We start from the raw sequence: 26,083 nt of genomic DNA on the forward strand, positions 1-26,083 counted from the left end.
TCCTGGAACAAAAGCCCTAGTGGGTCGGCCCGAGAAAGGCCAGCCAGCGGCGTTCGGCGAGGCGGAAGAGGCCCACCAGTGCAAAGGTGACGGTCAGGTAGATCAACGCGGCGATCCCGAACGACTGGAACGTCAGGAACGTCGCCGAGTTGGCATCCCGGGCGACTTTCAGCACGTCTGGAACGGTAGCGGTGAATGCCACGGTCGTCGAGTGCAGCATCAAGATGACTTCGTTGCTGTAATACGGCAGCGAGCGGCGCAGCGCCGACGGCATGATCACGTAGGTGTACAGCTTCCAACCGGTCAGGCCGTAGGCCTTGGCTGCTTCCACTTCGCCATGGTTCATGCTGCGAATCGCCCCGGCGAAAATTTCCGTGGTGTAGGCGCAGGTGTTCAAGGCGAAGGCCAGGATCGTGCAGTTCATCGCATCGCGAAAGAAGCTGTCGAGCATGGGTTGGGCGCGCACCGCCGCGATGCTGTAGATGCCGGTGTAGCAGATCAGCAGTTGGATATAGAGCGGTGTGCCCCGGAACAGATAGGTGTAGAACTGCACCGGCCAGCGGACGTAGAACTTGGGTGAAACCCGGGCGATGGACAGCGGGATCGACACCACGAAACCGATCAGCAGCGAGGCGCTGAGCAGCCATAGGGTCATCGCCAGGCCCGTGACGTTGACGCCATCGCTGTAAAGGAATGGCCGCCAGTACTCTTGCAGAAGTTCGATCATCGCACCGCCTCCCGGGCGCCGGCGGCGTAACGGCGTTCAAGCCAGCGCAGGATGACGTTGGACGCGCTGGTGATCAGCAAATAGATCAATGCCGCCAGTACCAGGAAGTAAAACAATTGGTAGGTGCTCTTGCCCGCATCCTGGGCCGCCTTGACCAGGTCAGCCAGGCCGATGATCGACACCAGCGCGGTGGCCTTGAGCATCACCATCCAGTTGTTGCCGATACCCGGCAGGGCGAAGCGCATCATTTGTGGAAACACCACGAAGCGAAAGCGCTGGCCACGCTTGAGGCCGTAGGCCGTGGCGGCTTCGACCTGGCCCCGGGGGACCGAGAGGATCGCGCCGCGAAAGGTTTCGGTGAAGTACGCGCCATAGATGAAGCCCAGGGTGATCACCCCGGCGCCGAATGGGTTGATCTCGATGTATTCCCATTCCATGAAGTCGGTAAACGAGGTCAGCCAGGTTTGCAGGCTGTAGAAGATCAGCAGCATCAGCACCAGGTCCGGCACGCCGCGGATCAGCGTGGTGTAGAGCTGGGCAGGGATTCGCAGCAGTTTGACGCTGGACAGCTTGGCGCTGGCGCCCAACAGGCCGAGCAAGACGCTCAACAGCAGGGACAGGGCTGACAGCTTGATGGTCATCCAGGTGCCTTGCATCAGCAGCGGGCCAAAGCCCTGCAGGCTGAAGGCAGAGAGCCCCAGATTTTGTAGGAGTTGTTCGAACATGGAAGAAAGCCTTTGGCAGGAGAAAAGCGCCCATCCGAGACCGGATGGGCGCAGCGCATTATTTGCCGCTGTACAGATTCAGATCGCCAAAGTGTTTTTTCTGGATCTCGGCGTACTTGCCGTCGTCGTGTAACGCTTTGATACCTTTATCCAAAAGTGCCTTCAGCTCACTGTTACCTTTCTTGATACCGATGGCGGTCTTGGATGGCAGCAGTTCGCTGTCCACCGGCTTGCTGACTTCGTAGCCTTCACCTTTTGGCGACTTCAGGAAGCCCAGCTCTGCCTGCAGCATGTCCTGGATCGCCGCGTCGAGGCGGCCGGAGGTCAGGTCGGCATAAACCTGGTCCTGGTTCTGGTAGGCCTGGGTCTTGACGCCAGCCTTGTCCAGCACGGCCTTGGCGTAGGCTTCCTGGATGGTGCCTTGCTCGTAGCCGACGGTCTTGCCTTTGAGCGAGGCAACGTCTTCGCTCAGGCCCGAGCCCTTCTTGAATACATAGGCGGTTGGGCCGGAGAACAGCTCGCTGGAGAAGTCGATGGCTTTTTCACGGGCCGGGGTAACGGTCATGGAGGAGATCACGCCGTCGAATTTATTGGCCTTGAGGCCCGGGATCATGCCGTCGAAATCGCTTTCGACCCATTTGCATTTGACCTTCAGCTCTTCGCAGATCGCATTGCCCAGATCGATGTCGAAACCGACCAGGCTGCCGTCGGCGGCCTTGGACTCAAACGGGGCGTAGGAAGGGTCGACACCAAAACGCAGTTCCTTGTATTCCTTGGCCGTGGCGACGCCAGCAGCCATGCACAACGCCAGTGCAGAAAGGGTCAGCAGTGCTTTTTTCATTATTCAATCCCTAAAACCAATATGAGCGCTTGTGGCGCGTAAGTATTGTTACCGGTGAAGGCGAGAACGGTATGACGGCATAAAGGTAGCAATTTCCGAACCAGAGTGCCGAACAAGTGTTTTAAAAGCTTCGGCGGCAGGCAGCGGAATGCGATGGTGCGCGGGGATGAGCGTACATCAAAAGCTGCACCAGGATAGAGCAGGCTCTACTGGGCAAAGCCCATGTGGCGAGGGGATTGTTGGGCTGCATAGCGACCCTGAAACCAGGCATCACGATATTCAGGCTGTAGGAGCTGACGAGTGCAACGAGGCTGCGATCTTTCCCCTGACGCTTGAATCTCAAGCGAAAGATCAAAAGATCAAAAGATCGCAGCCTTCGGCAGCTCCTACAGGGCAATGAACCGCCTGCTGTTACTTACCAGGCACCAGGGTCAACCGCGTCTTGCCATAGCCCCGATCAAAATTTTGCGATTGCAACGGCAAGCTCTGGTACTGCCCCTTGATCCACGGATCGATGCCATTGGCATAGTTCGGGCTGACCGGGTTGCCGGACTGTCCGACACCATCCTGGATCATCAACGGTTCAGGCTGGCCGAAGTCGACGATAAAGCGCATGGCTGGTGCCAGGGTGGTGTTGAAATCCTGCCCCCCTGCGAACGCTGCGGTGTTGAGCGTGCTGGCGTCGCCACCGGCCGGCAGCGGGCCGCGTACGATGTGGCCGGTGCTATTCTTCCACGCGTAGCGATGCAGTTTGCCCCACTGCCAAGCCATGTGGTCACCGCCCAACTGGCTTTCACCGGCGCTGATGGTGGCGGCCAGGCTGCGGGCGAGGATGACGGCCTTGTCTTCTTTCTGAGGTGTGCGCACATCGTCCCAGAACGGGCTGTCTTCACGCCCCAGCAGATGATCGGCCTGGGCCGAGTAGGACAATTGGCCGTTGGCAACCAGCGCCTGCCACGCCGGGCTGCTGTCCGGGCCCAGCTCGTCGAGGAAAATCTGCTTCATGCTTTCCTGCAGGAACAGCTCATAGATCGCCGCGTCGGTGGAGGTCGGGCTGAGCCGGCCATCGAATGCCATCAAGCGGGTATAGGCCTCGTGGGCCTTGGCCCGGTCAGCCATCGGCAGGGCTTCGATCGCCTGTTTGAGCGGCTGGGCCATGCCCGGTGCCTCGAAAACTTTCTTGAGCTTGGCCGCGAAGGTCGTGCCCTGGTCGTATTGCATGGCGGTCAGGCTGCGGGTGTCGTGCTTGCCCGCGCCGGCCAGTTCGGCCATGCGTTCGCCACGCTCCGGTGCGGCCCAGGAGTTGGACAACTGCATGCCATAGCCGTGGGGAATGACCCGTTGGTTGGCCGTGCCAAGCCAGCCCTGGGACGGGTCCTGATCGTAGGGGTGCAGCATGGGGTCGGCGTAACCGTCCCAATCGTAGCGACCGTCCCAGCCCGGCGACGGCAACAGGCCTTCGCCTTCACGGCGGTTTGGATAGCGACCGGTGACTTGCCAACCGATATGGCTGGCGTCGGCAAATACCAGGTTCACGGCCATGGCGCGGATTTCCCGGCTGGCGTCGGAGGCTTTCTCGACGTTCTGTGCCCGGGACAGGTCGAAGAAGGCATCCAGGGTCTTGTCGTCGCTGAAGCTTGGCGTCTGCAAGGCCAGGCCAAAGCCGTTGGTCATGGCCGGGCCCTGGGCGCTGTTGAGCAGCGGGCCGTGGCGGGTCTCGAACACCGCTTCACGAATCGGCCGCTGGCCTTTGATGAAATAGGTTTCGTTGCGCACGATTGCCGGCTGCCATTTGCCGTTGACTTCATAGGACAGGCTGTTGCCCTGGCGGCGGATTTTTTCCAGGAACAGGTCCTGGTTGTCCCCCAGTACGCTGGTCATGCTCCAGGCCACTTTGCCGTTGAACCCGGCCAGGATCATCGGGATGCCCGCCACGGAAATCCCGGCCGCCTGGTACTTGGGCGCGCGGATCTGTACGGGGCTCCACAGCCCCGGCATGCCCAGCGGCCCATGGCTGTCGCTGGCCAGCAGGCTCTTGCCGCTGCGGCTGCGTTGCGGCGCGATGGCCCAGTTACTCGAAGACGCAGCGCTCAAAAGGTTCAGCTCGGCCAACTGGCGGGTGGCCTTGCTGATCTCGTTCAAGCCTGGAATCTGGCCGTTGAGCCGCAAGCCCTGGAGTTTGTCGGCCTCCGCCACGGGCAGTGGTTCGTCTGGATAGGACGGGTTCAGCCAGGCGAGCTTGTCGTTGGTGACGGTCTGGGCCAGTACCAGGCTGGCGATTTCTTCCGGCAGGTTGGCCGACTGGCTGAAATTCAGCAGGCAGAACATCAGCGCCGAGTCTTCCGGTTTCCAGTATTCGGGTTTGTAACCGGTGGCGGCCAGGTCCGACGGCAACTTGTCGCGGTAGCGGAACAGGTAGGCGTTGACGCCGCGGGCATAGACTTCGAAGAAGCGCTTGAGTCGTGGCGAAGACGCCTTGTACAGCTCGTCGGCGTTTTTCTTCAGGTTGACGGCGCGCATGTAGCGGTCGACGTCCAGCCGTTCGGCGCCGGACATCTCTGCCAGCCGCCCCTGGGCCAGCAGGCGCAGGGTGACCATCTGGGTGATGCGATCGCTGGCGTGGACGTAGCCGAGGGTGAACAGGGCGTCATGGAAGCTGTTGCTTTCAATCAGCGGCATGCCCGTGGCATTGCGCCGGACCGAGACGTTCTGCGCCAGCCCCTTGAGCGGCTGCACGCCGGAAGTCGGCGGGACAGTGTCCTGGGCATTCCAGGTCTGGCATCCGCTCAAACCGAGCACACTGGCCACTGCGGCGGCAACGCCGAGCCGGGGAATAAGGGAAATAGAGGCTGGCGAGGCCATGGCAAAGCTCCTGCGGGAGGGGGTGGCACCAATAAAGGCGCTACGTTAGTGAGCAGGCGGGGGCCGCGCAAGCGGGGGCGAGGGTTATTTGTTGATTTGGCGATGAAACCCCGGTTTACGGGGGCAGCCTGCCCAAAGACTTGCCTGAAAGAAGCCCTGATGCTCAAAGTGGAGGGGGACCCAATGACTGAACAAGAGAAAACTGGCATGGAGCTACAACACAACGCAGCGCTGATCCTCATCGATCAACAGAAAGGCATCCTTCATCCCAGGCTCGGCCCTCGCAACAATCCCGAGGCAGAGCTGCGCATGCTGGAGCTACTGGCTTTATGGCGACACACGGCGCGACCGGTGATTCACGTCCACCACTTGTCCCGCTCGCCGGACTCGGTGTTCTGGCCGGGGCAGTCGGGCGTGGAGGTCCAGCCACGGTTCGAGCCGCTGGCGGGGGAATGGCTGGTGCAAAAACAGGTGCCGGATGCGTTCAGTGGCACGCGCCTGGAGGAAGACCTGCGCAGGGCGGGCGTCGGGCAACTGGTGATCGTCGGCGTGGCGACGCACAACTCGGTGGAGTCCACGGCGCGTACGGCCGGCAACCTGGGATTCGACACGTGGGTGGCCGAGGATGCCTGCTTTACCTTCGACAAGAGCGATTACTTCGGTAACGCCCGTTCGGCTGCCGAGGTGCATGCCATGTCCCTGGGCAACTTGCATGGCGAGTATGCGACGGTGGTGGGTGTGGAGCGGATTCTGCAGGCGGGCTGACAGACAGGTGCTGAATGTGCCGGCCTCATCGCGAGCAGGCTCGCTCCCACATTGATTCTGCGGCGATCAGTAAATATCGCTTCGGCGCAATCCTCCCTGTGGGAGCGGGCTTGCTCGCGATGAGGGAGTGTCAGGTTAGTCAATGTCAGCTGACCCACCGCATTCGCGAGCAAGCCCGCTCCCACACCGGTTCCGCGGCGACCGTTAGATATCGCTTCGGCGCATTTCCTTGTGGGAGCGAGCTTGCTCCGGGCGGCGATCCGACGATGACGGTCTAACAGGCGAAAAAGTTTTTCGCCCGGACCCTCAAGCCCCGTGGCACTTCTTGAATTTCTTGCCATTGCCGCATGGGCAAGGGTCGTTGCGGCCGACATCCTTCAGGGCGTTGCGCACCGGTTCCTGGTGGGCGTGGCCGCAGTTCGGACCGTGGACATGGCCGTGGTCGTGATCGTGATCGTGATGATGGTCGTGATCGTGGTTGCAATCAGGGCCATGGACGTGGGGTTGTTGGGTCATCGAGGTTACTCCGCAATAAAATCGGCGGCGATTATCACGCCATTGCGTTCCAGGTGCACGTAGTCGGCGATGAATAATCCGGTTTCCAGCTCACCTTCCAGACGATAGGGGATCTGTTCCCGGGGTTTTTCCAGCAACTTCACCACATCCCGCACCTGCGGCCACAGGTTGGTGCGGATCGGCACTTTGAAATAGGCGCTGTGCCGGGGGCGCACGGTGAACCAGTGTTCATGCTCACCTTCGGTCAGCAACAGGTCGCCCAGGTGGATGCGGTAGGTCAGGCCGCGAACGGTCAGGTCGCTGTCGCCGGGGTTGTCGACGCGAAAGTGCAGCGTGAACTTCTGCTCCAGCAGTCGGGCCCGCACCACCTCGACCTTGACCAGATGCACCTGTGGTTCAGGCGCTTGCTCACCTCGCCAGGACGCGCAGCCGCCGAGCCCGACGAGCAGCAGCAGGCAGGTGATGCGTAGCAAGAATGATGGAGCGGTCATGTCCGTGCCTCTGGTTTACCCCCAGTCTAGCCCTCTGGGCCGATGGATGAGCGTCGGACATTGGCGAAATCATCGATTGAAGTAGCCGGCGCAGCACTTCTTGAATTTATGCCCGCTGCCGCACGGACAGCCGTCGTTGCGGCCCGTCTTGACCGGCACCGTTGGGTCGATGAAGTACCAGCGCCCGGTGTTCTGCACGAACGAGGACTGTTCACGGTGGCTATGCTCGCCCTGGCCGTCGTGCCAGCGTGCCGTGAACGTGACAAAGGCGTGTTCCGGTTGACCGCCGAACACTTCGCTGCTTTCCACGTCCAGCCCCAACCACGTGCTGTTGGCGCTCCATTCGCTGATCGACTGGCGATCAAGGCCTTGCTGCTGGGCGGGCAGGGTGGTGGCGACCAGATAATCCACCAGGCCCAGCACATAGGCGCTATAGCGCGAGCGCATCAAGGCTTCGGCGCAGGGCGCCGGATGACCGTCGTGGTAGTGGCCGCAGCAGGCGTCCAGTGAGTTGCCACTGCCGCAGGGGCAAATGGGTGTGTGCGGGCTTGTGTTCACGGTTACCACCAATATTTTCCAAAATTTTCCGGGTTGGCCCAAAAGCGCGAGTTGAGCCAGTCGGGGACTTGTTTGTATTCAAGCAGATCGTAGGTGAACAGGGTCAACACCTGATCTTCGCGCTGGAATCGTTCGCTGGCTTGCAGGGCCAGGGAAAAAAAGTCCGTCTCTTGCCAGCCGCAGGCGTTGAGGTCTGCCAGCACGGCGATGCGGCTTGCGTTCAGATTGCGAATGCCGCCCAACAGGTTCAGACCGTCGCGCTTGGGCAAATGCTCCAGGCAATCGAGCGCCAGGGCCAGGTCAAAACGCCGCGCCGCCACGTCCGCCGGCAGCGCGCCGGGGCCGGCGTGGATCACTTCGGTGTCGGGGTGGGCCTGCTGGAATGCTTCGAGTGCGGGGAAGCCGCTGGCACCGATCAGCAGCAGTGTTTGTGGGGCATAACGGTCAAGCACGGCCGCCAGGGCTTGTTGGGGCGTACGCGAAGAAATGGCAACGGTCATCGAAGTTCCTCAGTCAGAACCACCACGATAGCCTGCCCGGACATCGTGGCCTAGAGCGGTTTGTCCAAGAATGTGCGCAAACGTCGCAAACACGGGGCTAAAACCCGCGATTGCTCAGGCTGGCGCAGATTCGAAGACGGGTCTTTACTCCCCTGAATCGGCGCAAGGCCGATCTCTCAAGGAGAAACCCGATGAGCATAGTTCGGACAGCGTTACCCCTGGTTCTGCTAACCAGTGTGTTGACTGGTTGTGCAGGTTTGCAGAAAACCGACTGGCCGACCTGTGCAGCAGTCGGCGGTGCGATCGGTGCGGGATTAGGCGCCATAGAAAGTACTTCTTGGGCGGGCGGCGGCGCGCTGTACGTTGGCGGCATGGCGGCAGCTTATTGCTGGGTGCACGGCGATGGCGACGAAGATGGCGATGGCGTGCCGGACAGCCGCGACAAGTGCCCGGGCACACCGAAGGGCGTGCAGGTCGATGCTGACGGCTGCCCGCCACCTGTCCCAGCGCCAGTGGTTGAAGAGGCCGTGGTGGTCAAGGAAGAAACCATCGTGATCCGCGATGTGCACTTTGAGTTCAACAAAGCCACGCTGACCCCGGCCGACAAGGATGTGCTGAGCACGGTCGCCACCCGGCTGAAACAGGAAACGTCCACCGCGCAACTGCGGGTCACCGGCCATACCGACAGTGTCGGCAGCGATGCCTATAACCAACGGTTGTCGGAGAAACGGGCCAACTCGGTGGTGCAATACCTGGTCGAAAACGGCGTACCGCGTGCCAGTTTTGTCTCGGTGTCCGGTGCCGGAGAGAGCCAGCCGGTGGCCGATAACAAGACCGCCGACGGCCGCGCGATGAACCGTCGCACGGAAATCAGGATAAACCGCTGAAACCCTTGCCATTCGCGGCTTGTAGAGTTGCGGATGCGGGTCTTTACTCCTGTGTGACCGGTATGGGCCGGTGACACAGGAGCCTTCACCATGAACGTTCTAATCAGGGCCGCCTTACCGGTACTGCTGGCGAGCAGTCTGTTGTCCGGCTGCGCCACTCACAGCGACGGTAGCGCACCTCTCAATCAACGCACCTGGCCAATCTGTAGCCTGATCGGTGGTCTCGTCGGTGGCGGGTTGGGCGCCATTGAAAGCAGCGGCTGGGCCGCCGGTGGCGCCGCGTTGGGGCTACTGGGCGGTGGCTTGATCTGCTACGCCCAGGATGGCGATGAAGATGATGACGGTGTGTTCGACCGCCGCGACCGTTGTCCCGATACCCCGGCCAATACCCCTGTCGAACATCACGGTTGCCCTGTGCCGCAATACCCGGCCAGCGCACCACCGGTCGAACCGCAGGCCCCGGCTAGCGAGGTCATCACCCTCAACGACGCCGGCAAGGTGCTGTTCGATTTCGACAAGTCCGATCTCACCGCAGAAGCTCGCAGCCAGCTCGATGGGCTGATGAGCAAACTCGGCCATGCCAATGTCGCCAGCATCCGGGTGGTGGGCCACACCGACGGTGTCGGCAGTGATGCCTATAACCAGGGGCTGTCCGAGCGTCGGGCCAGCAGCGTCGTGGAGTATTTGCTGGCGCAGGGGCTGGCCCCCGACAAACTCACCAGCGAAGGCAAAGGCGAAAGCGAGCCGGTGGCCGACAATGAGACCGACGAAGGGCGGGCGCAGAACCGTCGGGTTGAACTGCATATCCAGCGTTGAAGCGCGGGCCAGGGCTGCCGGGTCGTCGGGATGGCGATCCGGGGCTCGGGTCAGATTAAATTTGCCCGACCCTCTGGCTTATCCTGCGCGCAAGCCGTTACTGTGCGCGCAAAGAATAATTCCCGATCAGGGGGGCGTATGAAGGTGTTTTGGGGGCTGGGGCGCTTGCTGACCCTGCTGTTCTGGCTGGTGGTGCTGGTCAATCTGGTCGTGCCGTTCGTCCATCCGCTGCACCTGCTGGTCAATGTCGCTGGCGCGTTTTTGCTGGTGCTGCACCTGCTGGAGCTGCTGTTCTTCCGGGCCAGTTTTCGTGGCCGCCCCGCGCCTGGCCGTGATCGCCTCAGAGTGCTGCTGTTCGGCATCTTCCACCTGCAAACCCTCCCGACCGCGCCAGAGGCTTCCCATGCGTAAATTGTGTCTGCTCGCCGCACTCGTATGCCCGTGGGCTTCGGCCCAGGTGGTCCAGGTAGAAAGCCATTCGTTAATGCGCCTGCCCAACACCACCGGCACCCTGGTCCTTGAGCGACTGGACGTGGCCGACTACGGCACGCTGCTGGTGCCTTCCAATGTCACTGAACTGACCATCGACCAATTGCACCTGGGGCGTGAGGCGCGGATCGCCATCGTGCCGGCGCAGCAGGTATTGGAAATGAAAGTGGCCCAGGCTGAGCTGGCCGAGGGCAGCCAGATCACTGCACGCGGCGCACCGGGTACCTACACCAAGGCGGCGCGGCGGGGGCGTGATCTCAACCTGCAGTTCAAGGCGTTGAATGCGCCGCTGTTGTCGGTGGATGCCCGCGGTGGTGCCGGTGCGCCGGGTTTCGTCGGCCTTGACGGTGCCAATGGCCAGGCGCCGGGCTGCACCTGGGGTTCGGCCGGTCGCGGGGCCGACGGCAGCAATGGCAGCGATGGCCAGCCGGGCGCTGCCGGTGCGCTGGTACGCCTTGAACTGCCCAACGCCTATCCTGCCGAGCAGATCAAAGTGGCGGTGGATGGCGGTGCGGGTGGCGCGGCGGGTCCTGGTGGCAAGCCTGGGGCGGGGGGCAAGGCCAAGGGCTGCCTGGTCTATACCGCCGACGGCGGCAAAAGCGGCCGTCCTGGCGCCGATGGCCAGCCAGGGCCTGCCGGAGCGGCGGGGGTGGTGACGGTGCAGCGGTTCTGAACGTATGACGAACCTAATGTGGGAGCGGGCTTGCTCGCGAAGAGGGCGTGTCAGGTTAATCAGCATTGACTGACCCACCGCCTTCGCGAGCAAGCCCGCTCCCACAGGTTCTGTGTGATGCCGCCGATTTTTTCAGAACATCGGTCGCGCCGCGCCAATCGCTACCACCAGCAACCCGATCAACAGGTTGATCCCCACCAGCCTGCGAATCTTCCCCAGCACCGCCGCACCCGCCGGCCAGTCCTGCGCCGTCACGGCGTTACGCAATGCCGGCAGTTGCAGGCCCTGGATGCGGATAAACAGCGCCGTCATCACCACATACAACCCCATCATCACTTGCACATACCGCGGCGCGGTTTCGAAACCGGCGAAGCGCATATGGATCAGGCCTACACCGCTGATCGGTAAAAGCACCACCGCGACCCAGACCCAGACAAAAAAACGCTGAAACACTTCTACCCACAACTTGAGCCGGGCAGGGCCCTCAAGCGCCGTCATTGCGGCGGGGCGCAGGATCATCCAGGCGAAGAACATGCCGCCGACCCAGACCAGGGCCGCCAGTAAATGCAGGGTGTAGACGAGGGCAAAGGGTGTCATTGGGTTACTCCGTTCTGCGCAGGATTCATTAGCGGGGTATGATAGCCGCCGATCCGAACCACTGAAAATTTATCCAGCGTTTTTTGCGCCCGACCATTCATGATCAGCACCGAACTCAAAACCACGATCCAGGGCGCCTATTCGCGTTTTCTCGAAGCCAAGAGCCTCAAGCCGCGATATGGCCAGCGCCTGATGATTGCCGAAGTGGCAAAAGTCCTGGGTGACATCGACACCGACGACGAAGGCCGGCGCAGTGGCGAGCCCGCCATCGTGGCGGTGGAGGCCGGCACCGGTACCGGCAAGACCGTGGCCTACAGCCTGGCGGCGATTCCCACGGCCAAGGCCGCTGGCAAACGCCTGGTGATCGCCACGGCCACCGTCGCCCTGCAGGAGCAGATCGTCTACAAGGACCTGCCCGACCTGATGCGCAACAGCGGCCTGAACTTCACGTTCGCGCTGGCCAAGGGCCGTGGGCGCTACATGTGCCTGTCCAAGCTCGACATGTTGCTCCAGGAAGGCCACGCGCAGACCGCCACGGCTCAGCTTTTCGAAGAAGAAGGCTTCAAGATCGAAGTCGATGAGGCCAGCCAGAAGCTGTTCACCAGCATGATCGAGAAGCTGGCCGGCAATAAATGGGACGGCGACCGCGACAGCTGGTCCACGGCCCTGGAAGACGCCGACTGGTCCCGCCTGACGACCGACCATAGCCAGTGCACCAACCGCCATTGCCCGAACTTCGGCCAGTGCGCCTTCTACAAGGCCCGCGAAGGCATGGGCAAGGTCGACGTCATCGTCACCAACCACGACATGGTCCTGGCTGACCTGGCCCTGGGCGGCGGTGCGGTGCTGCCGGACCCGCGCGACACGATCTACGTGTTCGACGAAGGCCACCACCTGCCGGACAAGGCCATCGGGCATTTCGCCCATTACACCCGGCTGCGCTCCACCGCCGACTGGCTGGAAACCACCGCCAAGAACCTCACCAAACTGTTGGCCCAGCATCCATTGCCGGGTGACCTGGGCAAGTTCATCGAGCAAGTGCCGGAGCTGGCGCGGGAAATCAAGACGAACCAGCAGTTCATGTTCACCGCTTGCGAGCAAGTGGCCGACTTCAAGCCCGGCGAAGACGTCGAGGGCCGCGAGCGGCCACGCCACCGGTTTGTCGGCGGGGTGATCCCCGAGCACATGCGCGAAATGGGCGTAGAGCTCAAGAAAGGTTTCGCACGCCTGACCGATCTGTTCACGCGCCTGACCGACCTGCTCAAGGAAGGCATGGATGGTGAGGTCAACATCGGTATCGCCAGCAACCAGGCCGAAGAGTGGTACCCGCTGTTCGGTAGCCTGTTGTCCCGCTCACAAGGCAATTGGGAACTGTGGACGGCCTTCACCGCCGAGGACCCGGAAGACAACCCGCCAATGGCGCGGTGGCTGACCTTGGCCGAAAGCGGTTCGCTGTTCGATATCGAGGTCAATGCCAGCCCGATCCTGGCGGCGGAAATGCTGCGTCGCAACCTGTGGAACGTGGCCTACGGCGCGCTGGTAACCTCCGCCACGCTGACCGCCCTGGGCACGTTCGACCGTTTCCGCATGCGCGCCGGCCTGCCGAAGAAAGCCGTGACCGCCGTGGTCCCGAGCCCCTTCCATCACGCCGATGCTGGCGTGCTGCGGGTGCCGGACCTCAAGGCCGACCCGCGTGACGCTGCCGCTCACACCGCCGCGATCATCCGCGACCTGCCAGAACTGGTGGAAGGCTCACGGGGCACCCTGGTGCTGTTTTCCTCGCGCAAACAGATGCAGGACGTGTTCGACGGCCTTGACCGTGACTGGCGCAAGCAGGTGTTCATCCAGGGCAACCTGTCGAAGCAGGAAACCCTGAACAAACACAAGGCGCGGGTCGATGGCGGCGATTCCAGCGTGCTGTTCGGCCTGGCGAGTTTTGCCGAAGGCGTGGACTTGCCGGGTGCCTATTGCGAGCACGTGGTGATCGCCAAGATTCCGTTCTCGGTCCCCGATGACCCGGTGGAAGCCGCGCTGGCCGAGTGGATCGAAGCCCGAGGCGGCAACCCGTTCATGGAAATCTCCGTACCGGACGCTTCGCTGAAGCTGGTCCAGGCGTGTGGCAGGTTGCTGCGCACCGAGGAAGACCGCGGCACCATCACCTTGCTCGACCGCAGGCTGGTAACCCAGCGCTATGGCAAGGCGATCCTCAACGCGCTGCCGCCGTTTCGGCGGGAGATTTCCTGAGGCTGCTGCAACTTCACGGTGAGGCAATGTATTTGTGGGAGCAAGGCTTGCCCGCGATGAAGGTACCTCGGTCTCAGAAAGACCTCACAGACCTCATCGCGGGCAAGCCTTGCTCCCACAGGTTCTTCTTGCCACGGGGGCATGCTTAGCCAGCCGTCTTGCGACGGTTCCCAAAAACCTGAATGGCTGAAACAATGCCAGCCACCTTAAAAGTGTTTGTTTCAAGGGAGTTACGGGTGCAGATTCAAGGCCATTATGAACTTCAGTTCGAGGCGGTGCGTGAAGCGTTCGCGGCGCTGTTCGATAATCCCCAGGAGCGCGGCGCGGCGTTGTGCATCCAGGTGGGGGGTCGCACGGTGATCGATCTGTGGGCCGGTACCGCCGACAAGGATGGCCATGAAGCCTGGCACAGCGACACCATCGCCAACCTGTTTTCCTGCACCAAGACCTTCACCGCCGTCACCGCCCTGCAACTGGTGGCCGAAGGCAAGTTGCAGCTGGATGCCCCGGTAGCCCGCTATTGGCCCGAGTTTGCCGCCGCCGGCAAGCAATCCATTACCCTGCGCCAGTTGCTCTGCCATCAGGCCGGGTTGCCGGCGCTACGTGAATTACTGCCGCCCGAAGCGCTTTATGACTGGCAAGCCATGGTCGATGTCCTGGCGGCAGAAACACCCTGGTGGACGCCGGGTGAGGGCCACGGTTATGCCGCGATCACCTACGGCTGGCTGATCGGCGAGCTGTTGCGCAGGGTCGATGGGCGCGGTCCGGGGGAGTCCATCGTGGCCCGTATTGCCAAGCCGTTGGGCCTGGATTTTCACGTTGGCCTGGCCGACGAGGCGTTTCATCGCGTGGCCCACATCGCCCGTGGCAAAGGCAACGTCGGCGATGCCGCGGCCCAACGCCTGCTGCAGGTGACGATGCGCGAGCCGACGGCCATGACCACCCGGGCCTTTACCAATCCGCCGTCGATCATGACCAGTACCAACAAGCCGGAATGGCGGCGCATGCAGCAACCGGCGGCCAACGGCCACGGTAACGCCCGCAGCCTGGCCGGGTTCTATGCGGGGCTGCTGGACGGCAGCCTGCTGGAAGGTGAAATGCTCGACGAACTGACTCGCCAGCACAGCTTCGGCGAGGACAAGACGTTGTTGACCCAGACCCGTTTCGGCCTGGGTTGCATGCTCGACCAGCCGGATGTGCCGAATGCGACCTACGGCCTCGGCCCACGGGCGTTCGGTCATCCGGGGGCCGGGGGCTCCATGGGGTTTGCCGACCCGGAACATGATGTGGCTTTTGGCTTCGTGACCAACACGCTCGGGCCTTACGTATTGATGGACCCGCGCGCGCAGAACCTTGCGAGGGTACTTGCCACTTGTCTATAAAGCGCCATTGAAGGCGGCGGGCACCGGAACCTCGTGTCCTTTTCAGTTTCCAAACGTCTGTTTATGCGGCCAAAACATGGCCTTTGTTTTTCCATTTACATCATTTTGTGGATATCCAATGTCATCGAATAAAACCCTCGCTCTGGCGCTGTGCTTCGCTATCACCGGTTGCGCGCAAACCCCACAAAATGATGCCGAGGGCGGCGGTAGCTGGTGGTCGTTCGGCTCTTCCGACAAGGTCGTGGCCAAGGAAACGGCGCCAGCGGCGCCTCTGAAACCGGCCGCCGTCGCCCCGCAAGCCAAGGCCGAGAGCACCACGAGCGGGTGGTGGCCGTTCTCTTCCGATGACGCTGCCGACGTCGCGAAGAAAGAAACCGTCAAGCCTCAAGACAAGCCCGAAGCCAAGGCACCGGCCGTTGCCAAGGCCGAAGCCGAAAGCAACGGCAAGTGGTGGTGGCCGTTTGGCGGCAAGGACCAGGAAACCGCCAAGGCGGTGCCGATGCCCGATCCGAAAGTCACCCAGGCCTGGCTCGACGACTACGAGCCGAAGCTGCGCACCGCCATCAAGGACAGCAAGCTCCAACTCGAGCGCCGCGACAATGTGCTGGTGGTCACCGCGCCGGTCGACGGCTCCTTCAACCCGGACCGCCCGGCCATGCTGCTGCCCGTGACCCTCGGCCCGTTCACCCGTGTGGCGAAGATCCTTGAAGCCGACCCGAAGACCGCCGTGCTGATCCTCGGCCACGCCGACACCTCGGGCGCCGCACCCGCGAACCTGAAACTCAGCCAGGAGCGTGCCCAGTCCGTGGCAGCGATTTTCCGTCTCAGCGGCCTGCAACGTGATCGCCTGATGCTGCGCGGCATGGGCGCAGTGGCGCCACGTGCGGCCAACGACAGTGTGGAAGGTCGTGCCTTGAACCGTCGTGTGGAACTGCTGGTCACGCCGGCCAACACCATGGTTGCGCTGCTGAGCAAATACAACATGCCGGCACCTGCGCCAGTGACGCTGGTGGCGGCCCAGGACGTGAAACCCGCGGCCCCGGCCCCAGCGTCTGCGGCTAAAAAAGCCGTGACCCCGACCAGCAAAAAAGCACCGGCCAAAAAAGCCGTGGCCAAGGCGCCTGCCAAGAAAGCCCCAGCCAAGGCCACTACTGCGGCGAAGAAAACCCAACCGGCCAAAGCCGCCACCAATACCAAGAAAGTCGCGGCCGCCGATACCCCCAAGCAGTGATGGGCTAACCACAAGGAATGCGCCATGACCCAACCGCTGGCTGATATGCGCCGCGACTACACCCGCGATGGCTTGACCGAGGCGCAAGCCCCGGCCGAGCCGTTTGCACTGTTCCACCACTGGTTCGCCGACGCGGTGAAAACCGAGCAGGCGCCGGTGGAGGCCAACGCCATGACCCTGGCGACGGTGGATGCAGAAGGGCGCCCGCACTGCCGGATCCTGCTGCTCAAGGGGCTGGATGCCCTGGGCTTCACGTTCTTCACCAACTACGACAGCGCCAAGGGCCAGCAACTGGCCGCGAACCCATTTGCGGCCATGACGTTTTTCTGGCCAGCCCTGGAGCGCCAGGTGCGGATCGAGGGCAAAGTGGTGAAGGTCACGGCGCAGGAGTCGGACGCCTATTACCAGGTTCGCCCGCTGGGCAGCCGTCTCGGCGCCTGGGCTTCACCCCAGAGCCGAGTGATTTCGGGGCGCTCTGAGCTGGACGACTTGCTCAAGGCCACCGAACAACGCTTCAGCGACAGCCAACCGCACTGCCCGGAGCATTGGGGTGGTTATCGTTTGCTGCCCGAGCGCATCGAGTTCTGGCAGGGTCGTCCGAGCCGCCTGCACGATCGCCTCAACTACCGCCTGCAAGGGGCGAACTGGACGCGCGAGCGTCTGGCGCCTTAGTGTCGGGGTAACCTGCCGCAGCGGTTTTAAGCCATTGCGGCAAGTCCCGACGCTTGACTCCTTGTTCCTGGGCACGGGCCAATTGTTGCAGCATGTAGGTCTTTTTCTGCTCATCCTGCCCCGCCAGGGACAGCGCCAGATCGCGGTCCATCCAGCGTTTGATTCGTACGTACAGCCACCAGTGGAAGTACAAACCGGCCACGGTGACCGCGACGATGATGAAATAATCCATGAAAGATCCCCGGGTTGATGACGCAGGTTTCGGAAATTGGCGCTACTGTTTGGTGAATTTTTCGGGTGCGCCTGTATCCCACCTGAATGAAAACAATTTTATCCCGGCGAGGCCGTGACAGGCGTCAAGCTGCGGAGTTTAATGAATCCCTGTCTTTTGGAGTTTGATGCTATGCGTAAGTCTGTTTTGCTGGTTGCTTCCTTTTCCACGATGGCGATGTTGCTCACTGGCTGTCAGTCGAGCCTGACCGGTGACTCCTACTCCCGTGACGAAGCGCGTCGCGTGCAGACGATTCGCATGGGGACCATCGAGTCCTTGCGTCCGGTCAAGATCGAAGGCACCAAGACCCCCATCGGCGGTGCGGCTGGTGCGGTGGTCGGTGGTGTTGGCGGCAGCGCCATCGGCGGTGGCCGTGGCAGTATTGTCGCCGCTGTGATTGGCGCGGTAGCTGGTGGCCTGATTGGTTCTGCTACTGAAGAAGGTTTGACCCGTACCCAGGGTGTGGAAATCACCGTGCGTGAAGATGACGGTAGCATGCGTGCCTATGTGCAGCAGGTTCAGGAGAACGAGGTATTCCGTGTGGGTGAGCGGGTTCGTATTTCCACTGTGGATGGTACGAGTCGCGTATCGCACTAAGCTTGGTTAGGTAAGAGAAAAAACGGCGCTTGTTCCTGAACGGGAAGGCGTCGTTTTTTTATGGCTTCGTTTCGGGAGACGGCGTGTATATCCGTTTCTTTGGTAACGGCTACTTAGGGTTCCGCCCTTACGGCGGCTCACTTTTGAGAAGCGCAAAAGTAAGCAAAACGCTTCTGCCCCACCACTCGGTGCCTCGCCTAGGCTCGGCATGCCTGAACGAAGGCATTGCTCCGTGGGCCGCCGCGAAGGGCCATCCATGGCCCAGCGCGGCTAACCCGGCATCCATGCCGGGTTGCCCACTGCGCAATACCTTCGTTCAGCCAGCGTGGTTAACGGGGCGCCCCAGATCAAAAGCAGAACCGAGGCGGCCTGATAGCCGACCTGGTTCTGGGTGGGACCGCGTTTCTCCCGTGGGAGCGAGCCTGCTCGCGATGGCGGTGGTTCAGTCACATGGATGCTGGGCTTGCTGGCCTCATCGCGAGCAAGCCCGCTCCCACAGGGGGGCTGTGTTGGATATGAGTTTTGTGTCCGCTGAGGATTGAATGTGGGAGCGAGCCTGCTCGCGATGGCGGTGGTTCAGTCACATGGATGCTGGGCTTGCTGGCCTCATCGCGAGCAAGCCCGCTCCCACAGGAGGTCTGTGTTGGATATGAATTTTGTGTCCGCTGAAGATTGAATGTGGGAGCGAGCTTGCTCGCGATGGCGGTGGTTCAGTCACATGGATGCTGGGCTTGCTGGCCTCATCGCGAGCAAGCCCGCTCCCACAGGGGGGCTGTGTTGGATATGAGTTTTGTGTCCGCTGAGGATTGAATGTGGGAGCGAGCCTGCTCGCGATGGCGGTGGTTCAGTCACATGGATGCTGGGCTTGCTGGCCTCATCGCGAGCAAGCTCGCTCCCACAGGAGAAACACGTTCACCCAAAACCAGGTCGGCTACTAGGCCGCCTCGTGGTGGACGTTGATCTCGGCGCCCCGTTAACCACGATGGCCGAACGCAGGCATTGTGGAGTGGGTATCCCGGCATGGATGCCGGGATAGCCGCGCTGGGCCATGGATGGCCCTTCGCGGCGGCCCACGGAGCAATGCCGGAGTGAGGGCATCGTGGTTAACGGGGCGCCGAGTGGTGGGGCAGAAGCGTTTTGCTTACTTTTGCGCTTTTCAAAAGTGAGCCGCCGTAAGGGCGGAACCTTAAGCAGCCGTTACCGCAGCAACGGATATGCACACCCCTCCTGGCAGCCAGGAATCAGCTTGGCAATGCAGGCTGCTTGCGACTGGCCGCCGCCGTCACCGCATAACCGAGCAACGCCGCCAGGATCGAACCCGTGAGAATCCCCATCCGGTCCATGCCGGCGTAATCACTCACACCCGGCTCGAACGCGAGGGACCCAACGAACAGGCTCATGGTGAACCCGATACCGCACAGAATCGCCACACCCAATACCTGGCCCCAATTGGCGCCGGCGGGCAAGCTGGCGATGCCGATCTTCACGGCCAGCCAGGTCAGGCCGAAGACGCCGATGGTCTTGCCCAGCAGCAGGCCAATGGCGATGCCCATCGGCACGTCATGGGTGAAACTCTCGACAGTGATGCCACTCAGGGACAGGCCGGCATTGGCGAAGGCGAACAGCGGCAGAATGCCGTAGGCCACCCAGGGATGCAGGGCATGCTCAAGGGTTAGCAGTGGCGAAGTCTCGGCGTTTTTCGTGCGCAGCGGGATGCAGAACGCCAGAGTCACCCCGGCCAGCGTGGCATGGACACCGCTCTTGAGTACGCAGACCCAGAGGATCAGGCCAATGACCATATAGGGCCCGAGCTTGACCACACCCATCCGGTTCATCGCCACCAGCGCAGTGATGCAGGCGGCTGCCAGCATGAGCGACAAGGTCGACAGGGCGCCGGAGTAAAAAATCGCGATGATGATAATGGCGCCCAGGTCGTCGATGATCGCCAAGGTCATCAGGAACAGCTTGAGCGACACCGGCACCCGTTTGCCGAGCAAGGCCAGCACGCCGAGGGCGAATGCGATGTCGGTGGCCGTCGGAATCGCCCAGCCAGCGAGGGCGGCCGGATTGTCGCGGTTGAGGAACCAGTAGATCAGGGCCGGTACCACCATGCCGCCGATCGCTGCTGCGCCCGGCAGGACGATTTGCGAAGGTTTCGACAGTTGCCCATCGAGGACCTCACGCTTGACCTCGAGGCCGATGAGCAGGAAGAACATCGCCATCAGGCCGTCGTTGATCCACAGCAGCAAGGGTTTGGCGATCTTCAATGCGCCGACCTGGGCGACCACCGGCGTGTCCAGCAGGCCGTTGTACAGCCAGGAAAGGGGCGAGTTATTGATGGCCAGGGCCAACACGGCGGCGGCGATCAGCAGCAGGCCGCTGGCAGCCTCCAGTTGGAAAAAACGTGTCAGAGAATTGCGTAGAGCCACGATCGCTCTCCATTCATTGAATCAAAAAGATGGCACACCCTAACCCGTACTGTTAGTTGTTAAAACAAAAGTTATATTCTTTTTTGTTATATGTCGTTACAACGCCAGCGCCACGCAGTCGGGCAGTTATGGGCCATATTGGACCTTAGCTGTACCTGTGCGCGATGTAGGTTTTTTCCTAAGCTTGCGACTGGTTTTTCCGAGACCACGTTGCGCCTGCATGACCACCAGGTTTCCCTGCGTCGAACCGAGCCAGTGAGAAAACACCATGAACGACCACCGCCAGTGGGCGCGCGAAGCGATCCGCATCATCGAGGCTGACTTCCAGCGCAGCGCCGATACCCACCTGATTCCGCTGCCGCTGCCTGGCCTGCCGGGCATCGAACTGTATTTCAAGGATGAATCCAGCCATCCCACCGGCAGCCTCAAGCATCGGCTGGCGCGTTCGCTGTTTCTCTATGCGTTGTGTAATGGCTGGCTCAAGCCCGGTGCGCCGGTGATCGAGGCCTCCAGCGGCTCGACAGCGATTTCCGAGGCCTACTTCGCCAGGTTGCTGGGCCTGCCGTTCATTGCGGTGATGCCGGCGACCACCTCCCGGGAAAAAATCGCACAGATCGCTTTCTATGGCGGCCAGAGCCACCTGGTGGACGATCCTACGCAGATCTACGCCGAATCCGAGCGCCTGGCCCACGAGCATGATGGGCACTTCATCGACCAATTCACCTATGCCGAGCGCGCCACGGACTGGCGGGCCAATAACAACATTGCCGAATCGATCTTCCAGCAGATGCGCTTCGAGCGGCACCCGGAGCCGAGCTGGTTGATTTCAAGCCCCGGCACCGGCGGCACCACCGCCACCCTGGGGCGCTACGTGCGTTATCGCCAGCACGGCACCCGCGTGCTGTGTGCGGACGCCGAGCGTTCAGTGTTCTTCGACTACTACCGCAGCGGCGATGCCAGCCTGCGCCTGGATTGCGGTTCACGCATCGAGGGTATCGGCCGGCCACGGGTCGAGGCGTCGTTCTTGCCGAAAGTCATCGATGCGATGGTCAAGGTCCCGGACGCCTTGTCATTGGCGGCCATGCATTACCTGGCCCAGCGCTTGGGACGACGGGTCGGCGGGTCCAGCGGCACCAATCTGATCGGCGCCCTCATGGCGGCCCGGCAGATGGTGGATGCGGGTGAGTCGGGGTCGATCGTGGCGATTTTGTGCGACGGTGGCGAGCGCTACGCCACGACCTATTACGACCCGGCGTGGCTCAAGGCCCAGGGGTATGAGTTGAGTGAGCTGATGGACATCGTGGCGGCCAGTGTGGAGCGGGGCGAGGCGCTGCCTGAGAGTGTGTTGCGGGCGAACATCTGATCCTGAAAACCCTGAGGTCTTTTGTGGGAGCGGGCTTGCTCGCGAAGGCGCTGGGTCAGTCAACTTATCAGTGAATGATGCACCGCATTCGCGAGCAAGCCCGCTCCCACAGGGTCATGCTGTTCACTTAAGCAACAAATCCAGCCTTGAGTGAACAGCATTGGCCCTTCAGGCCTCGAGGCCGAGGATATCCCGCGCCACCGCCTCGGCAATCCGGATTCCGTCCACGCCCGCCGACAGGATCCCGCCCGCGTAACCGGCGCCTTCACCGGCCGGGAAAAGGCCCTTGACGTTCAGGCTCTGCAGCGATTCGTTGCGGGTAATGCGCAGGGGCGATGAAGTGCGGGTTTCGATGCCGGTCAGCACGGCGTCGTGCAGCGAGTAACCGCGAATCTGTTTCTCGAACGCCGGCAGGGCCTCGCGGATCGCTTCGATGGCGAAGTCCGGCAGGGCCAGGGCCAAGTCGCCCAGGGACACCCCTGGCTTGTAGGAAGGTTCGACGCTGCCCAGTGCCGTAGACGGCTTGCCGGCGATGAAATCACCCACCAGTTGCGCCGGGGCTTCGTAGTTGCTGCCGCCGAGCACGAAGGCGTGGGATTCCAGGCGTTCTTGCAGCTCGATCCCGGCCAGCGGGCCACCCGGATAATCCACTTCCGGCGTAATGCCGACGACAATGCCGGAGTTGGCGTTGCGCTCATTGCGCGAATACTGGCTCATGCCGTTGGTCACGACGCGGTTCGGCTCGGACGTCGCCGCCACCACGGTGCCGCCCGGGCACATGCAGAAGCTGTACACCGACCGGCCATTCTTGGCGTGGTGCACCAGTTTGTAATCGGCGGCGCCGAGTTTCGGATGGCCGGCGTACTTGCCCAGGCGTGCGCTGTCGATCAGCGATTGCGGGTGTTCGATACGGAAACCCACCGAGAACGGCTTGGCTTCCATGTACACGCCGCGGCTGTGGAGCATGCGGAAGGTGTCCCGGGCGCTGTGGCCCAGGGCCAGGATCACATGTTTCGAATGAATCTGTTCGCCGCTGGCCAGTTCGACGCCGACCAGTTGGCCGTCCTCGATCAGCACATCGGTAACCCGCTGCTGGAAGCGCACTTCGCCACCCAGGGCGCGAATCTGCTCACGCATGGTTTCCACCACGCCGGTCAGACGGAACGTGCCAATGTGCGGCTTGCTGACGTAGAGGATTTCTTCCGGCGCCCCGGCCTTGACGAATTCGTGCAAAACCTTGCGGCCAAGGAATTTCGGATCCTTGATCTGGCTATAGAGCTTGCCGTCGGAAAACGTCCCTGCGCCGCCTTCACCGAACTGCACGTTGGATTCGGGGTTGAGCACGCTTTTGCGCCACAGGCCCCAGGTGTCCTTGGTGCGCTGGCGCACTTCCGGGCCACGCTCGAGGATGATTGGCTTGAAGCCCATCTGTGCCAGCAGCAGGGCGGCGAAGATCCCGCACGGGCCGAAGCCGACCACGATCGGCCGCTCGCTCAGGTCAGCCGGTGCCTGGCCCACCACTTTGTAGCCGACATCCGGCGCCTCGTTGACGTTACGGTCATCGGCGAACTTGCGCAGCAGGCTGGCTTCGTCGCGCACCGTCAGGTCGATGGTGTAGATGAAGCACAGTTCGGAGGATTTCTTGCGCGCGTCGTAGCTGCGCTTGAACAAGGTGAAGTCGAGCAGGTCATCGCTGGCGATGCCCAGGCGCTGCAGGATGGCAGGGCGCAGGTCTTCTTCGGGGTGGTCGATCGGCAGCTTGAGTTCGGTGATTCGTAACATGGTGGGATCCGGTTCGCGGGATGCACAACTGCACCAGGGCGTGAACCGGCGATTATAAGCCAAAAGCTGTGAATCAGTCGTTGCGCGCACCACCAAAGTAGGCGCAGCCACGCTGGACCTGACCGTTGACCCGCAATTCGGCGCTCATGTGTTGCACGCTGCCGGTGGTGCTGTCGACGCAGCGCTGGGCGGCCAGCCAGAGCTCGACCTTCTGGCCGTTGGCTTCGGTGCTGAGGTTGAAGCGGCCGTCGCCCAGTTGTTCTTCTAGGTAGGGCACCGCCAGCGTCGGTTGGCCTTCACGCTCAAGCACCATGCCCTTGCCGCTGGCCTTGAGGTTCCACTCCGGACCATGACCGGCGGCACGCAAGACCAGCAGTTTGAAATTGCCTTCATCGCAAGCGCTGCCCGAGCGTTCCAGGCGGTACAACTGCTCCAGGTCCAACTGGCTGTCGGTGCCGGCTGCTGCGCTGGAGACGATACGACCGCGCACATCGGCAAATAGCTTGCCTTGGTCATCGGCCAGGCTGGCGGCCTGTTGCAGCACGCTGGTGCCACCGCTGTCGTTGACGATGTAGCGGTGCTGTTCCTGGCACGGCTGGAACACCAGCTTGCCATCGGCTGCCGTGAGCTCGCCCTGCATGCGCGTCTGGCCGGCGTGGGAGGCGCTCTGACGAGGGGCGTCGAGCAATTGGCAGCCGGTGAAGAGCGGCAGGAGGGCGACAAACAGCAGGGAGCGGGCGGCACGCATCATTGGGTCTCCAGACAAGTGCCGCCACGTTACTCAGACTGATCCCACATCACAACCCGTAGGAGCCGTGTAGGAGCTGTGTAGGAGCTGTCGAGTGCAACGAGGCTGCGATCTTTTCCCAGACACTTGCACCGCAAGCGAAAGATCAAAAGATCGCAGCCTGCGGCAGCTCCTACGGGTAGAGCGTCGGCTAGCCCACGTGAAAGGTCTGACCGGTTTGTAGGCCTTCGACACTCTTGGCGTAGGCCAATGCAACATCGACGGCCGGGACCGGTTTGTAGCCGCGGAAGTACGGGGCGTATTTGTCCATGGCTTCCAGCAACACGTTCGGGCTCACCGAGTTGACCCGCAAGCCCCGTGGCAACTCGATTGCCGCGGCGCGCACGAAACTGTCCAGGGCACCGTTGACCAGGGCCGCCGACGCACCGCTCTTGATCGGATCGTGGCTGAGTACGCCGGTGGTGAAGGTGAAGGACGCGCCGTCGTTGGCGAATTCACGGCCGATCAGCAGCAGGTTGACCTGGCCCATCAGCTTGTCTTTCAAACCCAGGGCAAAGCTGTCTTCGGTCATGTCGGCCAGGGGTGCAAAGGTGACGTTGCCGGCGGCGCAAACCAGGGCATCAAAACGGCCGGTCTTTGCGAACAGCGCGCGGATTGAAGCGCTGTCGCTGATATCCACCTGCAGGTCACCGCTGTGGCGGCCGATCCGAATGATCTCGTGGCGCGGCGACAGTTCGTTATCAATGGCCGAACCGATAGTGCCGTTGGCGCCGATCAACAGGATTTTCATGAGCTGTTCCTCAATGGGTTGAATGAGTTTTCAGTCTAGAGAGGTTCTTTCCATTGATAATCATGCTAATAGGCAACCTTTGGTTTTCATTTGGAAACAATCCAATGAGCGAAATGGATGACCTGGCGGCGTTTGCCGTGTTGATGGAGGCCGGCAGCTTCACCCAGGCGGCCCAGCAGTTGGGGTGCAGCAAGGGCCAGTTGTCCAAGCGCATCAGTCTGTTGGAGAGGCGGTTTTCGGTGGTGTTGCTGCAACGCACCACGCGGCGCTTGAGCCTTACGGCGGCAGGGGCGGCGTTGTTGCCCCAGGCCCAGGCGCTGTTGGTGCAGGTGGAACGGGCACGTCAGGCATTGGCGCGTTTGAAGGACGATATTTCTGGGCCGGTGCGTATGACGGTTCCGGTTTCGTTGGGTGAAACGTTCTTTGAGGGCTTGCTGATGGAGTTCGCTCGTACGTATCCCCACGTACAGATCGAACTGGAGCTCAACAACGGTTACCGTGACCTGACCCGCGATGGTTTCGACCTGGCGATCCGCTCCGACGCCGCTATCGATGAGCGACTGGTGGCCCGGCCATTGCTGGCGTGGCACGAAATGACCTGCGCCAGTCCGGCCTACCTCGAACACTATGGCGAACCCGAGACGCCCCAGGCCCTGGCCGAACATCGCTGCTTGCTGAACAGCCACTACAGCGGTCGGGAAGAATGGCTTTACCACCAGCAACACGAGCTGCTGCGGGTCCGGGTGTCGGGACCGTTCGCCAGCAATCACTACAGCCTGCTGAAAAAAGCCGCCCTGGCCGGCGCCGGAATCGCCCGGCTGCCGTCGTATTTGCTGCATGAAGAGTTGGCCGATGGACGCCTGCACTGGCTGCTGCGCGACTACCAGACCCGGCGCATGCCGATGTACCTGGTGCACCCGTACCAGGGCGGCCTACCCAAGCGCACTCAGGTGCTCGCCGACTACTTGATCGACTGGTTCAAGCGCAGCGGCGAGGCGTTGGATCGGCTGCAGCGATAGCCCAGCCATTTGACACCATTGGACACCCCCTTGTGGGAGCGGGCTTGCTCGCGAAGGCGGTGGGTCAGCTTGCATAAATGCTGGATGTGCCGCCGCCTTCGCGAGCAA

Annotated in this window: 26 protein-coding genes; 12 read left to right on the forward strand and 14 right to left on the reverse strand. The window is 62.0% G+C overall.

From position 1 onward, the window contains the following. Positions 1-16: 16 nt before the first annotated feature. The 4 genes from AD662_RS05845 to AD662_RS05860 all read right to left on the reverse strand — a co-directional run bounded on the left by AD662_RS05845 (position 17) and on the right by AD662_RS05860 (position 5,155). Positions 17-727, reverse strand: coding sequence for an ABC transporter permease (locus AD662_RS05845; RefSeq protein WP_018607780.1), 711 nt, complete (start codon positions 725-727; stop codon positions 17-19). Then, entirely contained in the window at positions 724-1,452 is a 729-nt protein-coding gene (locus AD662_RS05850) for an ABC transporter permease (protein ID WP_014336862.1), read from the reverse strand. Before AD662_RS05850 ends, AD662_RS05845 begins: the two co-directional genes overlap by 4 nt. A 58-nt stretch (positions 1,453-1,510) precedes the next feature. Then, positions 1,511-2,293 (reverse strand): transporter substrate-binding domain-containing protein, encoded by a 783-nt coding sequence (locus AD662_RS05855; protein WP_018607777.1) that lies wholly within the window; start codon positions 2,291-2,293, stop codon positions 1,511-1,513. Positions 2,294-2,704: 411 nt separating this feature from the next. Next, on the reverse strand, positions 2,705-5,155 hold the full coding sequence (locus AD662_RS05860; RefSeq protein WP_053185998.1) for a penicillin acylase family protein: 2,451 nt from the start codon (positions 5,153-5,155) through the stop codon (positions 2,705-2,707). A 207-nt stretch (positions 5,156-5,362) separates the two neighbouring features. Between AD662_RS05860 and AD662_RS05865 the strand changes: the two genes are divergently transcribed. Then, positions 5,363-5,920 carry a cysteine hydrolase family protein gene (locus tag AD662_RS05865; RefSeq protein ID WP_053186019.1) on the forward strand — a complete coding sequence of 186 codons (558 nt, stop codon included), beginning with the start codon at positions 5,363-5,365 and terminating at the stop codon, positions 5,918-5,920. A 306-nt stretch (positions 5,921-6,226) separates the two neighbouring features. On the opposite strand, the gene AD662_RS05870 is transcribed toward AD662_RS05865, so the two are convergent. The 4 genes from AD662_RS05870 to AD662_RS05885 form a co-directional block, all read right to left on the reverse strand. After that, on the reverse strand, positions 6,227-6,436 hold the full coding sequence (locus AD662_RS05870) for an SEC-C metal-binding domain-containing protein (protein WP_018607772.1): 210 nt from the start codon (positions 6,434-6,436) through the stop codon (positions 6,227-6,229). Between the two features lie 5 nt (positions 6,437-6,441). Continuing rightward, positions 6,442-6,927 carry an LEA/WHy family protein gene (locus AD662_RS05875; RefSeq protein ID WP_018607771.1) on the reverse strand — a complete coding sequence of 162 codons (486 nt, stop codon included), beginning with the start codon at positions 6,925-6,927 and terminating at the stop codon, positions 6,442-6,444. A 69-nt stretch (positions 6,928-6,996) separates the two neighbouring features. Next, complete coding sequence (locus AD662_RS05880; RefSeq protein ID WP_024619899.1) at positions 6,997-7,485, reverse strand: YchJ family protein; 489 nt, start codon at positions 7,483-7,485, stop codon at positions 6,997-6,999. 2 nt (positions 7,486-7,487) lie between these two features. Continuing rightward, positions 7,488-7,985, reverse strand: a complete 498-nt coding sequence (locus AD662_RS05885) for a DUF6231 family protein (protein ID WP_053178336.1) — start codon at positions 7,983-7,985, stop codon at positions 7,488-7,490. Between the two features lie 191 nt (positions 7,986-8,176). On the opposite strand from AD662_RS05885, the gene AD662_RS05890 reads away from it, so the two are divergent. The 4 genes from AD662_RS05890 to AD662_RS05905 all read left to right on the forward strand — a co-directional run bounded on the left by AD662_RS05890 (position 8,177) and on the right by AD662_RS05905 (position 10,850). Continuing rightward, positions 8,177-8,872 carry a PA1041 family peptidoglycan-binding anchor lipoprotein gene (locus AD662_RS05890; RefSeq protein WP_024619901.1) on the forward strand — a complete coding sequence of 232 codons (696 nt, stop codon included), beginning with the start codon at positions 8,177-8,179 and terminating at the stop codon, positions 8,870-8,872. Positions 8,873-8,962: 90 nt separating this feature from the next. Beyond that, entirely contained in the window at positions 8,963-9,688 is a 726-nt protein-coding gene (locus AD662_RS05895) for a PA1041 family peptidoglycan-binding anchor lipoprotein (protein ID WP_024619902.1), read from the forward strand. Positions 9,689-9,826: 138 nt separating this feature from the next. Then, on the forward strand, positions 9,827-10,099 hold the full coding sequence (locus tag AD662_RS05900; RefSeq protein ID WP_018607762.1) for a DUF1145 domain-containing protein: 273 nt from the start codon (positions 9,827-9,829) through the stop codon (positions 10,097-10,099). Then, on the forward strand, positions 10,092-10,850 hold the full coding sequence (locus AD662_RS05905; protein WP_053186001.1) for a collagen-like protein: 759 nt from the start codon (positions 10,092-10,094) through the stop codon (positions 10,848-10,850). The genes AD662_RS05900 and AD662_RS05905 overlap by 8 nt, the downstream gene beginning before the upstream one ends. A gap of 132 nt (positions 10,851-10,982) precedes the next feature. Here AD662_RS05905 and AD662_RS05910 read toward each other — a convergent pair whose 3' ends face one another. Continuing rightward, positions 10,983-11,447: a CopD family protein gene (locus tag AD662_RS05910; RefSeq protein ID WP_053186004.1), complete on the reverse strand. Its 465-nt coding sequence runs from the start codon at positions 11,445-11,447 to the stop codon at positions 10,983-10,985. Between the two features lie 99 nt (positions 11,448-11,546). Between AD662_RS05910 and dinG the strand changes: the two genes are divergently transcribed. The 4 genes from dinG (at position 11,547) to pdxH (ending at position 16,976) form a co-directional block, all read left to right on the forward strand. After that, positions 11,547-13,691, forward strand: a complete 2,145-nt coding sequence (gene dinG / locus AD662_RS05915; RefSeq protein WP_018610802.1) for an ATP-dependent DNA helicase DinG — start codon at positions 11,547-11,549, stop codon at positions 13,689-13,691. A 236-nt stretch (positions 13,692-13,927) separates the two neighbouring features. Beyond that, on the forward strand, positions 13,928-15,073 hold the full coding sequence (locus AD662_RS05920) for a serine hydrolase domain-containing protein (RefSeq protein ID WP_053186008.1): 1,146 nt from the start codon (positions 13,928-13,930) through the stop codon (positions 15,071-15,073). 118 nt (positions 15,074-15,191) lie between these two features. Further along, complete coding sequence (locus tag AD662_RS05925) at positions 15,192-16,304, forward strand: OmpA family protein (RefSeq protein WP_053186012.1); 1,113 nt, start codon at positions 15,192-15,194, stop codon at positions 16,302-16,304. A 24-nt stretch (positions 16,305-16,328) separates the two neighbouring features. After that, positions 16,329-16,976, forward strand: coding sequence for a pyridoxamine 5'-phosphate oxidase (gene pdxH / locus AD662_RS05930; protein WP_018610805.1), 648 nt, complete (start codon positions 16,329-16,331; stop codon positions 16,974-16,976). On the opposite strand, the gene AD662_RS28150 is transcribed toward pdxH, so the two are convergent. Next, complete coding sequence (locus AD662_RS28150) at positions 16,924-17,208, reverse strand: hypothetical protein (RefSeq protein ID WP_018610806.1); 285 nt, start codon at positions 17,206-17,208, stop codon at positions 16,924-16,926. The two genes, pdxH and AD662_RS28150, sit on opposite strands and share 53 nt — an antisense overlap. 171 nt (positions 17,209-17,379) lie before the next feature. On the opposite strand from AD662_RS28150, the gene AD662_RS05935 reads away from it, so the two are divergent. After that, a complete protein-coding gene (locus tag AD662_RS05935; protein ID WP_003184697.1) occupies positions 17,380-17,844 on the forward strand; it encodes an outer membrane lipoprotein in 465 nt (154 codons plus the stop codon). Between the two features lie 1,241 nt (positions 17,845-19,085). Here AD662_RS05935 and nhaA read toward each other — a convergent pair. Then, complete coding sequence (gene nhaA, locus AD662_RS05940) at positions 19,086-20,273, reverse strand: Na+/H+ antiporter NhaA (RefSeq protein ID WP_018610807.1); 1,188 nt, start codon at positions 20,271-20,273, stop codon at positions 19,086-19,088. 268 nt (positions 20,274-20,541) lie between these two features. Between nhaA and AD662_RS05945 the strand changes: the two genes are divergently transcribed. Beyond that, positions 20,542-21,636 carry a PLP-dependent cysteine synthase family protein gene (locus AD662_RS05945; protein WP_053186013.1) on the forward strand — a complete coding sequence of 365 codons (1,095 nt, stop codon included), beginning with the start codon at positions 20,542-20,544 and terminating at the stop codon, positions 21,634-21,636. A gap of 168 nt (positions 21,637-21,804) precedes the next feature. Here the strand turns inward: AD662_RS05945 and AD662_RS05950 are convergent, their stop codons facing one another. The 3 genes from AD662_RS05950 to AD662_RS05960 all read right to left on the reverse strand — a co-directional run bounded on the left by AD662_RS05950 (position 21,805) and on the right by AD662_RS05960 (position 24,956). Further along, the gene (locus AD662_RS05950; RefSeq protein WP_018610809.1) at positions 21,805-23,418 is read right to left on the reverse strand and encodes an NAD(P)/FAD-dependent oxidoreductase; all 1,614 of its coding nucleotides are present in this window, start codon (positions 23,416-23,418) and stop codon (positions 21,805-21,807) included. A 73-nt stretch (positions 23,419-23,491) separates the two neighbouring features. Beyond that, positions 23,492-24,166: a COG3650 family protein gene (locus AD662_RS05955; protein WP_053186022.1), complete on the reverse strand. Its 675-nt coding sequence runs from the start codon at positions 24,164-24,166 to the stop codon at positions 23,492-23,494. Between the two features lie 190 nt (positions 24,167-24,356). Next, positions 24,357-24,956, reverse strand: coding sequence for a short chain dehydrogenase (locus AD662_RS05960; RefSeq protein ID WP_018610811.1), 600 nt, complete (start codon positions 24,954-24,956; stop codon positions 24,357-24,359). Between the two features lie 104 nt (positions 24,957-25,060). Here AD662_RS05960 and AD662_RS05965 point away from each other — a divergent pair, with 104 nt between their 5' ends. Beyond that, a complete protein-coding gene (locus AD662_RS05965; protein ID WP_053186016.1) occupies positions 25,061-25,975 on the forward strand; it encodes a LysR family transcriptional regulator in 915 nt (304 codons plus the stop codon). The last annotated feature ends 108 nt before the right edge of the window (positions 25,976-26,083 follow it).

Origin of the sequence: Pseudomonas kilonensis (assembly GCF_001269885.1) — a bacterium.
Taxonomy (GTDB): Bacteria; Pseudomonadota; Gammaproteobacteria; order Pseudomonadales; family Pseudomonadaceae; genus Aquipseudomonas; species Aquipseudomonas kilonensis.

What these genes read in the sequence shown, in the direction of transcription:
- AD662_RS05955 (WP_053186022.1), bottom strand. Translation starts at nt 24,166, where the DNA reads ATGCGTGCCGCCCGCTCCCTGCTGTTTGTCGCCCTCCTGCCGCTCTTC.
- AD662_RS05960 (WP_018610811.1), bottom strand. Translation starts at nt 24,956, where the DNA reads ATGAAAATCCTGTTGATCGGCGCCAACGGCACTATCGGTTCGGCCATT.
- AD662_RS05845 (WP_018607780.1), bottom strand. Translation starts at nt 727, where the DNA reads ATGATCGAACTTCTGCAAGAGTACTGGCGGCCATTCCTTTACAGCGAT.
- AD662_RS05875 (WP_018607771.1), bottom strand. Translation starts at nt 6,927, where the DNA reads ATGACCGCTCCATCATTCTTGCTACGCATCACCTGCCTGCTGCTGCTC.
- AD662_RS05870 (WP_018607772.1), bottom strand. Translation starts at nt 6,436, where the DNA reads ATGACCCAACAACCCCACGTCCATGGCCCTGATTGCAACCACGATCAC.
- AD662_RS28150 (WP_018610806.1), bottom strand. Translation starts at nt 17,208, where the DNA reads ATGGATTATTTCATCATCGTCGCGGTCACCGTGGCCGGTTTGTACTTC.
- dinG (WP_018610802.1), top strand. Translation starts at nt 11,547, where the DNA reads ATGATCAGCACCGAACTCAAAACCACGATCCAGGGCGCCTATTCGCGT.
- AD662_RS05965 (WP_053186016.1), top strand. Translation starts at nt 25,061, where the DNA reads ATGAGCGAAATGGATGACCTGGCGGCGTTTGCCGTGTTGATGGAGGCC.
- AD662_RS05900 (WP_018607762.1), top strand. Translation starts at nt 9,827, where the DNA reads ATGAAGGTGTTTTGGGGGCTGGGGCGCTTGCTGACCCTGCTGTTCTGG.
- AD662_RS05905 (WP_053186001.1), top strand. Translation starts at nt 10,092, where the DNA reads ATGCGTAAATTGTGTCTGCTCGCCGCACTCGTATGCCCGTGGGCTTCG.
- AD662_RS05860 (WP_053185998.1), bottom strand. Translation starts at nt 5,155, where the DNA reads ATGGCCTCGCCAGCCTCTATTTCCCTTATTCCCCGGCTCGGCGTTGCC.
- AD662_RS05910 (WP_053186004.1), bottom strand. Translation starts at nt 11,447, where the DNA reads ATGACACCCTTTGCCCTCGTCTACACCCTGCATTTACTGGCGGCCCTG.
- AD662_RS05945 (WP_053186013.1), top strand. Translation starts at nt 20,542, where the DNA reads ATGAACGACCACCGCCAGTGGGCGCGCGAAGCGATCCGCATCATCGAG.
- AD662_RS05935 (WP_003184697.1), top strand. Translation starts at nt 17,380, where the DNA reads ATGCGTAAGTCTGTTTTGCTGGTTGCTTCCTTTTCCACGATGGCGATG.
- AD662_RS05855 (WP_018607777.1), bottom strand. Translation starts at nt 2,293, where the DNA reads ATGAAAAAAGCACTGCTGACCCTTTCTGCACTGGCGTTGTGCATGGCT.
- AD662_RS05890 (WP_024619901.1), top strand. Translation starts at nt 8,177, where the DNA reads ATGAGCATAGTTCGGACAGCGTTACCCCTGGTTCTGCTAACCAGTGTG.
- AD662_RS05895 (WP_024619902.1), top strand. Translation starts at nt 8,963, where the DNA reads ATGAACGTTCTAATCAGGGCCGCCTTACCGGTACTGCTGGCGAGCAGT.
- AD662_RS05885 (WP_053178336.1), bottom strand. Translation starts at nt 7,985, where the DNA reads ATGACCGTTGCCATTTCTTCGCGTACGCCCCAACAAGCCCTGGCGGCC.
- AD662_RS05865 (WP_053186019.1), top strand. Translation starts at nt 5,363, where the DNA reads ATGGAGCTACAACACAACGCAGCGCTGATCCTCATCGATCAACAGAAA.
- AD662_RS05950 (WP_018610809.1), bottom strand. Translation starts at nt 23,418, where the DNA reads ATGTTACGAATCACCGAACTCAAGCTGCCGATCGACCACCCCGAAGAA.
- AD662_RS05850 (WP_014336862.1), bottom strand. Translation starts at nt 1,452, where the DNA reads ATGTTCGAACAACTCCTACAAAATCTGGGGCTCTCTGCCTTCAGCCTG.
- AD662_RS05925 (WP_053186012.1), top strand. Translation starts at nt 15,192, where the DNA reads ATGTCATCGAATAAAACCCTCGCTCTGGCGCTGTGCTTCGCTATCACC.
- pdxH (WP_018610805.1), top strand. Translation starts at nt 16,329, where the DNA reads ATGACCCAACCGCTGGCTGATATGCGCCGCGACTACACCCGCGATGGC.